Raw genomic sequence first — 12,198 nt, 5'->3', positions numbered from 1 at the left:
TTGCGCGGGAAGAACCTCGGCGGAGTCCTCGCCGCGGCGGTGGTGCCGTACGTGCTGGACGCGCGGGCACCCGCGGGCCTGCGCGTCGACGTGGACCGGTTCGAACGTCACTGCGCCTGGCTGGTCCGCAACGGGTGCAGCGGAGTGCTGGTGAACTCCTTCGCCCTCGGCGAGTCCGGCTCGCTCACGTGCGCGGAACAGCGCGAGGTCACGAGGGCCGCGGTCCGCGCGGTCGGTTCGCGCGCGACGATCGTGGCCGCGGTTCACGACGCCGGTGCGCATCAGGTCGTCGACCGGATCGGGCAGGCGGCCGAAGACGGTGTGGACGCGGTGTTGTGCATGCCGCCGTTGTCCTACGAGCCCAGCCACGCGGAAACCGTGCTGCACTACGAGGCGGTGGCGGCCGCCGGAGTGCCGGTGCTGGTGAGCAACAACCCGTCCGGCTGCCGGGTCGATCTCAGCCCCGCGGCCCTGGCCGAACTGTCGTCTTTGGACAACGTTGTCGGCGTCTGCGACTTCTCCGGCGACGTGACGAAGATCTGGAAGACACTGGCACTCGCGCCGGGCACGGCGGTGATGACCGGCGGCGACGCGATCGTGGTGGACAGCCTGCTCTCCGGTGCCTCCGGGTGGATCGGGGCGCTGCCCAACGTGTTCCCGGGACAGGCGGTGCAGCTGGCCGACCTGCTCGCGTCGGGCATGCTGGTGGAGGCGGAGGCACTGCGGTGCGCGCTGGACGGTCCGCTGCGGTGGTTCGGACGGCCGGCGGTGGTGCAGATGATCAAGTTCGCGATGGACTACTGCGGCCTGTACGGAGGTCCGTACCGGCCGCCCCGGCACAGGCTCGCCGGGAAGGTGCTGTCCCAGGTGCGGCACGACGTGCGGTCCGCGGTGAAACGACTGACGCCGGGGTGACCCGCGCGAAATGCGGAAAACACTGCGGAAAATCGGCATTGATCCGGCTGTCCCGCGGTGCCTAGGCTCGTTCCAGCCGCACTGACGGTGTGGCGGGAATCGTTGTCCTGCAGGGGGACCACGCTTTCCGCGCTCAATGCGGCGGCGTCCTGTGAAGGACGACAGGTGCGCACGGTTCGCCACCACTCCCCGACACCCCGGCGGACCGTGCCGCCCTCTCCCGCTGAACGCCCGCCGACCGGTCAGGACTCCCGGACGGCGGGCGTTCGGTCTTCACCGGACGTTCACCGCCCGAGTGAGGGATATCCCCGGCAGTCGGGCCGGGGGCCACCGGAGCCGTCCCGCGACGGCGCGTTCCGGTGATATCGATTGCCGTGTCGGGGAAGTACGAACAGGAGGTCGCATCGTGTCTGCACCCGCGACCAGTGCACGGTCGGCGCACCCATCATCGCCCGCGGCAGGCGTTCTGCTCGCCGAGCAGTGCGGCCCGCACGTGTTGCTCCGCCGCCGCGACGAGACACCGCGGGAAACCGCCGTGCTCTCCACCATTCCGGCCGTGCCGGGCAACGTGCTCTTCCTCGCCTCGTCCGGCGCCCACCGCCACCCGGCGTTGTACGACACGATCAAGGACCGTCTCGCGACCCTGCGTTCGTCCTCCGAGGGCGCGACGCTGGAAGCCGCGTGGCTCGGCGTGTCCGACCTGGGGCACGCGCAGGGCACGTGCGGCCCGTGGCTGAAGGGCGTCGCCGACGACTGCGGCCTCGACGTGCTCGCCCCCGACGGTCCGCTGACGGCGGGCCGCGGCATCGGCCTGTACGTCAACCGCACGACCGGCGGCACCGGCTGGCGCCGCTTCGGCCCCGGCTGCAGCGGCGCCGTGGTGGTGAGCTCGAGGTTCCCCGTGCCCGCGTGGGAGTACGAACTGCCGCACTCGCCCGTCGTGGCGCAGGGAGCGGTGGCCGAGTGCGTCCCGGCGGGCCTCGCGATCCGTCCGGAGGGATCGAGCCCCGCGGGCCTGGGCGATCCCGCGTTCGGGGTGCCGCTGAACCCGCGCATCCCCAAGCTGATCGTCGGCGCCGTGACGCCGGCCGCGGTGGCGGAGATCATCAGCCGCCTGTCCGCCGAGGTGCGCGCCGACCTCCTCGTGGTGCCCGCCGCGCTGCCGGTGACGGCACCGGAGTGGTCACGCACCCTGGCCCGCCTGCTGGGCCGCCCGGTCACGATCACCACGGGCCTTCAGGTGCTGGGCAAGGGCGGCCTGCACACCGTCGTGCCGGACGCCTCGGTGACCGAACCGCTCACTCCGCTGGCGACCATGCTGCGCCAGTCACCCGGCGGCGAACCGCCGCAGGTGATCGACGTGGCCCCCGCACCCGCCGGCTGGCAGCCCGACGGCGCACACCGCTACCGCCTGCTGTCCTCGCTCGACGTGGTCGCGGAGGTCGTGCCGGGCGGCGTGCACGTGCTGCTGGACGGCGAACAGTCGGCCGTCGCCACCCGCTTCGACCCGAAGTGGTGGACCCTGGCGATCGGCGCCCACGGCCGCGAGGTGACCGAACGGGAACTCGACGCGGCCCGGCTGCTGATCGACCAGTTCGGCCCCGCACACCGGCGCGCCTCCCGCCTCCGTCCACTGGGGACGTTCGACCCGGCCGCGATCGCCGCGCTGGAGTCGCGGGCGTGGTCGTTGCGGGGGCAGGAGACCGCCGCGCCGCCGCCGCGGTTCGTGCACGGTGTTGATTCGCGGCCTGAGGTGGAGAGGACGGCGGGGCTCGCGGCGGTGACGCCCGCGCCGGTGAAGGCCATCTCAGTGTCCGCATCGGTTGCCCCACCCGCACCGATGGCTCCGCCCGTGTCCGCACCCGTGGTCCCGCCTGCGTCGGTAGCTCCACCCATGCCCGCGTCAGCGGCCCCCACGCCGACCCCGGTCGCGCCGATGCCCGTGGCGCCTCCACCTGTGCTGACTCCGCCCGTGCCGGTGAGCACTTCAACCGGGCCCGCGCAGCAACCCGTTGCCCCGCAACGCCCAGAGACGATTGCCGCTCCCGTGACCACCGACCAGGTCGTCCACGAACCACTCGCCACCGCTCAGACCACTGCGGCTCACACCACCTCCGAACCCGCCGCGGCCCCGCTCGCGATCACGCCACCACTTCCGATCGTGACCGTGTCCGGCCCAGCTACACCCGCGGCCCCAGAGCCCGCGTCCACCGAACCACCCCAGGAACCTCTCGAAGCCCCCGCCACCCCACGCCGAGCCGTCGTGATCGAGTTCGCCGACCGCTCCAGCACCACCGCCGAGCAGTCCCGGCTGGCGGTGAGCGCCGGCGCCCAGTACACCGAGGCGCTGGCGGCCGTGAACGTAGGCCTGTCGGCGTGGCCGATGCTGCGCCCCGAGGCCAAGGCCGACTACGTCGCGGTCTGCCTGTTGCTGGGCAAGGGCGCGGCGGGCGCGGTGGCGTTGAACGAAGCGCTGGCCGACGGGGCACCGGAACCGTTCGACGGCTATCTGGCCTGCCTGACCTCAGGCCTCAGGCGCCTGCCAACGCACCGGAAAGTCGTGCTGCGCCAGCACGAGCTGCACGGCGGACAGCCCCACCCGGTGGGGAGCGTGCTGATGGAGCCCGGCTTCCTCAGCGCGAGCGCCCAGCTCGACGTCACCACTCCCGGTGCGGACCTGGACGTGCTGATCTGGCCCGCCACCGCGCGGCGCACGTCGGAGCTGTTCATGGGCCGGGCGTTCGAGGAGACGGTGTTCCGCGGCGGCTGCCGGCTCAAGGTGCTGGGCCTGCGCGTCGACGAGTCCGAACAGGACGGTGACGTGCGGCGGCCGGAGCAGGCCCTGTTGGCGCGGGAGTTGCTGCCCGGTGAGGATCCCGCGGACGCCCTGGCACGGGACGAGGTGGCGCTGGCCAAGCTCGACCAGGCCTGGCGGACCCGCCGGGCCGTGGTGGCGCGGCTGGTCGACGACGAGGACCACGTGGCACGGCTGACCACGCCGATGGCGGAGGTCACGTCGTGAACCGCAAGGTGCTGCCGGTGCTGGGCGCCGCGCTCGTGTTCGCCGCGACTTCGTTGCCGGGCAACGCCCAGCCAGGAGTCCTGCGCCCCGGCCAGGAATGCCTCGGTGCACCGCCACAGAAGGTCACCGACGTGCCGTGGGCGCAGCGACAGCTGGCGCCGCAACGGGTCTGGCCGCTCACCCGAGGCGGGGGAGTGACGGTCGGCGTGGTGGACACCGGCGTCGACGCGGGCAGTCCGCAACTGGCCGGCCGCGTGCAGCAAGGTCTGGACGTCCGCAACCCCGGCGGGAAACCCGCCAGCAACGACTGCTTCGGCCACGGCACGTTCGTCGCGGGCATCATCGCCGCCGCGACCGCCGGGGACACGTTGTTCGCCGGCATGGCACCGGAGGCGACAGTTCTGCCCATCCGCGTGGCGAACGAGGCGAAGGACGCGTCAGCCGCGTCGCTCGCGCAGGGCATCCGCGCGGCGGTGGACGGTGGCGCGCGGGTGATCAACGTGTCGGCCAGTGCCGGTGGACCCACGCCTGAGCTCACCGCCGCCGTCGCCCACGCCGCCGAACGGGACGTGCTGATCGTGGCGGCTTCCGGCAACAACGACAACGACGGCAGCCCCACGCCGTACCCCGCGACCGACAAGTCGGTGCTCGCGGTCGGTGCGGTGGACCAGGAGGGCAAGCGCGCGTCGTTCTCGGTGACCGGCCCTCACGTCGGGCTGGTGGCTCCCGGCGTGAACGTGTGCAGCATCGGCCCCGGCGGACCTGGCCAGTGGGAGGCCAGCGGCACCAGCTACGCCGCGCCGTTCGTGACCGGAGTGGCGGCGCTCGTCCGCGCCTACCGCCCGAAGCTCACGGCCGCGCAGGTGCTGCACCGACTGCACGCCACCGCGGACCGTCCTCCCGCGAACGCGCCGTCCCCGGAGTACGGGTGGGGAACGGTGAACCCGCTGGCGGCCGTGACGGCCGTCCTGCCGGAAGAAGGCGAGGCCGGCGCTGTGGTGGCGCCGGTGCCCGCGGCCGCGAGCTTCCCGGTGCCGCCGTGGCAGGACCGCGCGAGCACGCTGCTGGTGACGCTGGGGCTCATCGGCGCTGCGGTGATCGTGATGGCTGTCGGGTTCGCGGTGGTCGTGCTTCCGGCCGCACGGCGTCGCCGCTGGGCGCCTGCCCGCCGCCTGGACACGAAGAGCTGAGCAACGCGAAGAACGGCCCGTCGCCACTTGGCGACGGGCCGTTTTGGCTCATGGGGGTGGAGGCCCGGCGACCTCCACCCCGTCCCGTTACTCGACGATCGGCGTCTGCACCAGGTTGACCACCCGGCGCCGGTTGACGTACTGGGCGCGGCCCTGGATCAGCGTCTTCGGCTTGACGTTGCCGACGAACGTGCCCTCCTCCCTCGGACAGGAGAACATCACCACCGGCGTGCCCAGCTCCCACAACCGCCGCATCAGCGGGTTCATCATCGTGCGGCTCGCGTTGGTCGTGCTCCTGGCGACGATCACGTGCAGACCGATGTCCGCGCCCTGCTGCAACAACGGCATCAGCGGCGCCATCGGGTCGTTGAAGGCGCCGGACTCCATCAACTCGAAGTCGTCGACCAGCACGAACAACCGGCCACCGGTCCACCAGTCGCGCTGACGCAACCTGCTCGGCGGGATCTCCGGCCCCGGCACCCTGCTCTGCAACAGCTCGGCGACCTGCTTGATCGACGACTCCAGACCGTCCGTGCTGACCGTGTAGTTCACCTGGTTGTCCTGCGGGACGGCGTCGTGCAGCTCCCGGCGGAAGTCGACGAACATCACCCGTCCGTCGGCAGGGGCGTAGTGCCGTGCCACGGAACCCGCGATGTGCCGCAACAGGTTCGTCTTGCCCGTCTCGGCGTCACCGAAGATCATCAGGTGCGGGTTGGCGTCGAAGTCGTGCCACTGCGGCCCGAGCGCGCCGTCCTCGATGCCGAGCGCCATCGTCAGGTCGACCTGCGGCGCTTCCGCGGTGGGCGGCGGGAGCTCCGCGACCGTCAGCTGGTTGGGCAGCAGCCGGACCTTCGGCGCCCGCGGTGCCGACGGCAGGTCGAGGGCTTCCGCGATCTCCGCGGTGGCCTCGGCGATGTCGTCGGTGCGGCTGGTGCCGTCGATGCGCGGCAGTGCCGTGAGGAAGTGCATCTTGGTGGTCGTGATGCCGCGGCCGGGCAGTGCGGGAACGGTGGCCGCCAGCCTGCTGTTGACCTCGGACTCGAGCGGGTCGCCCAGACGCAGCTCGAACCGGGTGCCCAGCACGTCGCGCAGCCACGGCCGCATGTCCGACCACCGGCTCGCGGCCACGACCAGGTGGATGCCGAACCCGAGACCGCGCGAGGCGAGCTCGGTGAAGCGGGGTTCCAGCTCCTCGTAGTCCTGCCGGATCGTGAACCAGCCGTCGACGACCAGGAACACGTCACCGTACGGATCTACGTCGAGGAACTGTCCCCGTGCGCGGGCCCGGCGGTAGCTGGTCATCGAGTCGATGTTGTTCTGCGCGAACAGCTGCTCGCGCTGGGACAGCAGGTTGTACATCTCCATGACGGTCCGCGTCACGCGATCGCGGTCGAGCCTGCCCGCGATGCTGCCGACGTGCGGCAACCGGGCGAGCGGGCTGAGCGTGCCGCCGAAGTCCAGGCAGTAGAACTGGATCTCGGCCGCGGTGTGGGACAACGCCAGAGCGCTGATCAGCGTGCGCAGCAGCGTGCTCTTGCCGCTCTGCGGACCACCGGCGATGCCGATGTTGCCCTTGGCGCCCGCGAGTTGTGCGGTGAGCAGCTCGCGCTTCTGCTGAGCCGGCAGGTCGACCAGACCGACCGGGACGGACAGGGTCGAGGCGTCGTACTCGCCGACCGGACGCGGGCCGAGCTCCGGGTGGTCGACGAGCGGCGGCAGCAGCTGGTCGAGCGTCGGCGCCTGCTTGAGCGGCGGCAGCCACACCTGGTGCGCCACCGGTCCGATACCGCGCAGCCGGGAGATCATCACCTCCAGCATCGTCGTGGTGTTCTGCTCGGTCCTGTCCGGTTCCTGCTCCACATCGGACGGTGTGACCTTCGGCGCGACGTACTCCGTGCCGAACGCGACGAGCTGCTGCTCGACCTCGGAACGCCGCAGCCGCTTGCTGACCGGCGGACGGTACGGGCCGGAGCAGTACGCGCCCTTGAACCTGATCAACGACGTCGTGTCCGGACGCAGATAACCGTTGCCAGGGTTGTTGGGCAGCTCGTAGGCGTCCGGGACACCGAGCACGCTGCGGCTCTCCATGGCCGAGAACGTCCGCAGGCTGATCCGGTACGACAGGTGGCTCTCGATCTTGTGGATCCGGCCCTCGTCGAGCCGCTGGCTCGCGAGGAGCAGGTGCACGCCGAGGCTGCGGCCCAGCCGGCCGATCATCGCGAACACGTCGACGAACTCGGGTTTGCTCGCCAGCATCTCGCTGAACTCGTCGACCACGATGAACAACGCGGGCAACGGTTCCAGCGGCACGCCCTGCCCGCGAGCGGCCTCGTAGTCGCGGCGTGAGGCATAGTTCCCCGCCGCGCGCAGGAGCTCCTGGCGCCGGTTCAGCTCGCCGGTCAGCGCGTCCTGCATGCGGTCGACCAGCTCCAGCTCGTCCGCGAGGTTCGTGATGACCGCGGAGGTGTGCGGCAGCTCGTCGAAACCGAGGAACGCCGCGCCGCCCTTGAAGTCGACCAGGACGAGGTTCAGCTCCTCCGACGAGTGCGTGGCCGCCATGGCGAGCACCAGCGTGCGCAGCAGCTCGCTCTTGCCGGAACCGGTGGCGCCGATCAGCAGGCCGTGCGGGCCCATGCCGTCCTCGGCCGCTTCCTTGATGTCCAGCTCGATCGGTGTTCCGGTCGACGTCATGCCGATCGGCACGCGCAGCCGTTTCCGGGCGCCCGCACGGGTCTGCCGGTACGGCACCGGGTCGAACGTCCTCAGGTCGCCCAGCCCGAGCAGGCTCGGCAGCTCGTAGTCGCTCGCCAGCGGTTCCTCGTTGTCCTGCACCTCGCCGATGCGGTGGCGCGCGATCAGCCTCGCCAGCGCGGCGGTCGCCTGCGGGCTCAGCGCGTCCGGCCGGCACAGCGGGCTGGTCGACGGCTTGCCGAGCCGGTCGAACGAGACGGTGCCGAGGCTGGTGGCGGTCACCTCGACGTGCAGGGTGTGCGGCCTGGCCTGCCAGGAGAGCGTGCCGGCGAGGTCGAGCACGACGACGTTGCGGTACCCCTCCTCGGCGATGCGGTGGTCGGCGGGCAGGGAGACGCCGTCGAGCACGATCACCACGAACGGCTCGCTCGCCGTGATCGGGCTGTCCGGCTCGAACGAGGGCCTGCCGGTGAACTCGACGCCGCCGAGGAGCTGTTCGAGCTCGCTGATGCTGTCGGTGACCACGCGGCGCGTGCCGCTGGCGTCGCGCGAGCCGGGATCCTGGTTGTGCGGCAACCACTTCACCCAGTCCCAGTGCTCCCGCGCCTCGTCGCTCACGCACAGCGCGACGAGGGCGTCGCCGGGACCGTGGGCGGTGGCGAGCTGTCCGAGCATCGCGCGCACCAGCCCGCGCACGTCCTGAGGCGCGCCCTGGAACTGCAACCGCGCGAACCCGCGCAGGTACACGGCGATCGGCGCGTTGTCCAAAGTGGAGTAGGCGCGGATGAACCGGCGCAGCGCGTGCGCGGACAACGGTTCGAGGTCTTCCAGCGGCTTGGTCTCCGGTGGCAGCAGTTTCGTCGAGCCGCGCTGCTTGCCGAGCCCGATCCTGACCTCGCCGAAGTCGTCGTGCGCGGGACGGCGTTCCCACAACCGGTAGCCCATCGCCATGGACCACAGCGCACCGGGGTGCGGGTGCACCCACAGGGCCGCCTTGCGCTGCTGGGTCAGCGCGCCGCGCATCTTCTCCCGCACCTGGCCGAGATAACGCACGTAGTCACGCCGATCGCCGTGCAGCTTCTGCTTGTGCTCCACACCGGCGCGGAGCAGCTGCGCCAGCAGCATGCCGATCGCGGCGACGAGCATGAGTCCCGCGCCGACCCAGGCCAGCGGGCCGGAGCCGGGCCGGACGAACATCAGGACCATGGCCAGCGAGCTCAGCGCCATGGGTGCGTAGAGCAGGACCGAGCTGATCGCCCCACCCGTGTTTTCCGGCACCGCCGGTGGTGGTTGCAGCTCGATCTCGTCGCTGGGCGCCGTCGGGCCGGGTCGACGCGCCTTTCTGGTGAATGCCTCGGTGCCCACCGTGACTCTCCTTGGTGAAGGGTTTCCCTCGACGTGGCGTGACGCGGGCCTCGTGCCGGCTGACCGGGGAGGTCGGGAACTAGGTTCCGCGCCAGGATTTCGCTACTCGAGAGTTGTCGTTCGCCAGGAAGAATCCGGGGCTCGATATGGAAGAACGCACGCAGTCTCGCACAAATGCACCGACCCGGCTACGGTTCGTTCTCGGCGATCACGCGGTGGACGTGGCCCTGCCGGGCGACGTGCAGCTGGTCGACCTGCTGCCGTCCGTGCTGGCCCAGTTCGGGAAGGAGTGGGTCGAGCAGAGCGTCGACCACGAGGGCTGGGTCGCCCAACGACTGGGCGAGTCCCCTCTGGACGAGGACCGCTCCGCCGCAGAGCTGAACCTGCTGGACGGCGACACCGTCTACTTGAGACCGCGTGAGGACGCGCTCCCACCACTCGACTACGACGACCTCGTCGACGGCGTGGCCGAGCGGGTGCGGGCCGACGCCGGTCAGTGGACTCCGCAGCGCACCAGGTGGATGCTGCGGATCGGCGGGCTGGTCGCGCTGCTCGGCGGGCTCGTCGCGTTGCTGGTGGGCGGGAAACCCCAGACGCTGTGGCTGGTTCCCCTGATCACCGGAGTCGTGCTGATCGCGGTGGCGGGAGCGCTGGCCCGTGCCAAGGGCAAGGTCGTCGATGGAACGGCGCTGGCCTGCGCCGGTGTGATCTGGGCTGTCGCCGGTGGATGGCTCGCGGCGGTGCAGATCGCCCCGCTGGGAGGCGTCCCGGTGCGGCTCGTGACGGCGGTCGCCACCGGAGTCGTCGCGGTCGTGCTCGCGCTGGTGGCCGTCGCCGACGCTGTGCTGATCTTCACCACCGCGCTGACCGCGTTGCTCACACTGCTGGCGCCGGTGGTGATCTGGGTGGCGAGCGACCTGACCGCTGCTCAGTCGGCGGGCATCGGCATCGTCGTGAACTTCATCGCGATCCTCTTCGCGCCAGGTGGCGCGTTCCGGCTCGGCGGGCTGAAGCTGCCCATGCTGCCCACGGACGCACCGGAGGTGAAGGAGGACATCGACCCGGTGCCGCACCGGGTCGTGGTGGAACGCAGCACCGTCGTTTTCGGTTACCTCAAAGCGTTCTACATCGGGTACGGCATCGTCCAGACGGTGCTGCTGCTCGTGCTCGTCCGGCCGGGCGAGATGTGGGCGATGATCACGGCGTCGGTGTGCGCGTTGCTGTTGCTGCTGCGGTCCCGTCACCTCACCGGCGTGGTGCCCCGCTGGTCGCTGCTCGTGCCGGCCGGGTTGACGGCAGTGGCGCTGGCGGTGCGCCTCGGGATGCCGGAGGAGCCGTTCCTCCGCGCGGTGGCGGTGCTCGCACCGCTCGTGGCCGTCGGCCTCGGGCTGGGTGTGCTGAGCCACTACCTGCCCGGTAAACGACTGCGCCCGTACTGGGGCCGCGCGGTCGACATCTTCGAGTACGCGACGGCGATCGCCGTCATCCCGCTGCTGCTCGCGGTGCTGGACGTGTACTCCTGGATCCGGGGGCTGAGCGGCTGATGCAGTCACGCAGAGATCAGGTCCAGGCTTACTTCTTCGTCGTCGGCCGGTTGGTCGCGGGGCTCGCGCAGGGCAGGCCCGACGTGCTGGAGCACCCGAACCGGCGGTTCAACAACGGCACGGTCTTCGGGGTGCTGCTCGCGTGCGTGATCATGGCGATCTTCGGCATCGTCGGGCTGTTCTCGCCGCGCGGCAACAACTCCTGGCGCACCGACGGCGCGATCGTGCTGGCCGAGGAGACCGGGGCGCGGTACGTGTACCTCGGCGGCGAGCTCCGCCCGGTGCTGAACATGGCGTCGGCGATGCTGGCGGCCGGGCAGTCCGGGTCGAAGTTCTCCGTCAGCCAGAACTCGCTGACCGGTGTCTCGGTCGGTGCGCCGATCGGGATTCCCGGTGCGCCGGACGGCATTCCCACCGCGGACCGGGTGAACAAGGCGCAGTGGACGGTGTGCGCGCGGCCGCCGGACAGGCAGGCGGTGGTGAGCGCACCGACCGTGACGCTGCGTCTCGACCAGGAACCGGGACAACCCGTGCCGGACGACCAGTCGTTCCTGGTGTCCACACCGGACGGTGTCGTGCAGCTGGTGTGGCGGGGAGTGCGGCATCGCATCGTGGACGCGCCCACGCTGGAGGCGTTGGGCTACAGCCAGGAACGGGTGCTGCCGGTCTCGCCCGCGTGGCTGAACGTCATCCCCTCGGGCGTGGACCTGAAGGCGCCGGCGATCGATCGCGCCGGCACACCCGGACAGGCCGTGGGAGGACGCCCGAGCCTGGTCGGCCAGGTGTTCCAGGTGCGCAACCCGGCGATCTCGTCCGAGGAGTACTACGTCCTGCGCGCCGACGGGCTGATGCCGATCAGCCGGACGATCGCGGCGATGCTGCTGGCCTCTCCCGACATCCGCAACGCCTACCCGAACACGCGGGTCGTGCCGATCATCACGGGACCGGACGCGCTCGCGGGCCTGAAACTGCTTTCCCCGGCCCAGGACGGCCTTCCACCGCAGCCTCCCGCCCTGGCGGACCTCGGAGTGGGCATGTCCGCGTGCGCCAGGTTCGACCTCGCCGCGGACGAGGGCCGCGTGCCGCGGCTGGTGCTGGTGCCCATCGCGGCGGACAAAGCAGCGGTGGCCCCTGCCGGCAAGCACGTCGTCGGATCCACAGCGGACCGTGTCGTGATCCCGGCGGGCACCGGGGCACTCGTGCACACGATGCCCGCTCCCGGTGCGTTGCCGGGCACCGGGTTCCTCGTGACCGACCTCGGGGTGCGCTATCCGCTTTCCGATGAATCCGTTGCCGCGTCGCTGAACCTGGGTGGAGCGCGCCCCGTCGCCGTGCCGTCGGCGTTGCTCGCGCTGCTGCCCGTCGGACCCGCGCTCGACCCTCAGCGCGCGGTCCTCAGCCAGGTCACCGAGCTCGCCAGAACGGGCTCATGAGGGATCTTCCCCCGTCGACGCCCAGGCGGGTGGATTCC

At 71.3% G+C, this 12,198-nt stretch carries 6 protein-coding genes; 5 read left to right on the top strand and 1 reads right to left on the bottom strand.

Features of this window, described 5'->3' with window-relative positions; all coding sequences use genetic code 11:
* From ACFOWZ_RS27695 to mycP, 3 genes are all read left to right on the top strand, one after another.
* Positions 1 to 915 (top strand): dihydrodipicolinate synthase family protein, encoded by a 915-nt coding sequence (locus ACFOWZ_RS27695; RefSeq protein WP_382376827.1) that lies wholly within the window; start codon positions 1 to 3, stop codon positions 913 to 915.
* Positions 916 to 1,321: 406 nt separating this feature from the next.
* Entirely contained in the window at positions 1,322 to 3,937 is a 2,616-nt protein-coding gene (locus ACFOWZ_RS27690) for a hypothetical protein (RefSeq protein ID WP_382376826.1), read from the top strand.
* Entirely contained in the window at positions 3,934 to 5,127 is a 1,194-nt protein-coding gene (gene mycP, locus ACFOWZ_RS27685; protein WP_382376825.1) for a type VII secretion-associated serine protease mycosin, read from the top strand. The genes ACFOWZ_RS27690 and mycP overlap by 4 nt, the downstream gene beginning before the upstream one ends.
* An 87-nt stretch (positions 5,128 to 5,214) precedes the next feature.
* Here the strand turns inward: mycP and eccCa are convergent, their stop codons facing one another.
* Positions 5,215 to 9,183, bottom strand: coding sequence for a type VII secretion protein EccCa (gene eccCa / locus ACFOWZ_RS27680; protein ID WP_382376824.1), 3,969 nt, complete (start codon positions 9,181 to 9,183; stop codon positions 5,215 to 5,217).
* Positions 9,184 to 9,329: 146 nt separating this feature from the next.
* On the opposite strand from eccCa, the gene eccD reads away from it, so the two are divergent.
* Together eccD and eccB are read left to right on the top strand one after the other, a co-directional pair.
* Positions 9,330 to 10,727: a type VII secretion integral membrane protein EccD gene (eccD, locus tag ACFOWZ_RS27675; protein ID WP_382376823.1), complete on the top strand. Its 1,398-nt coding sequence runs from the start codon at positions 9,330 to 9,332 to the stop codon at positions 10,725 to 10,727.
* Complete coding sequence (gene eccB / locus ACFOWZ_RS27670) at positions 10,727 to 12,160, top strand: type VII secretion protein EccB (protein WP_382376821.1); 1,434 nt, start codon at positions 10,727 to 10,729, stop codon at positions 12,158 to 12,160. The genes eccD and eccB overlap by 1 nt, the downstream gene beginning before the upstream one ends.
* Positions 12,161 to 12,198: the final 38 nt, after the last annotated feature.

Source organism: Lentzea rhizosphaerae (genome assembly GCF_042649515.1).
In the GTDB taxonomy this organism is placed as follows: Bacteria; Actinomycetota; Actinomycetes; order Mycobacteriales; family Pseudonocardiaceae; genus Lentzea; species Lentzea aerocolonigenes.
The sequence above is the reverse complement of the archived record's forward strand: the minus strand, read 5'-3'. Positions and strand labels throughout refer to the sequence as shown.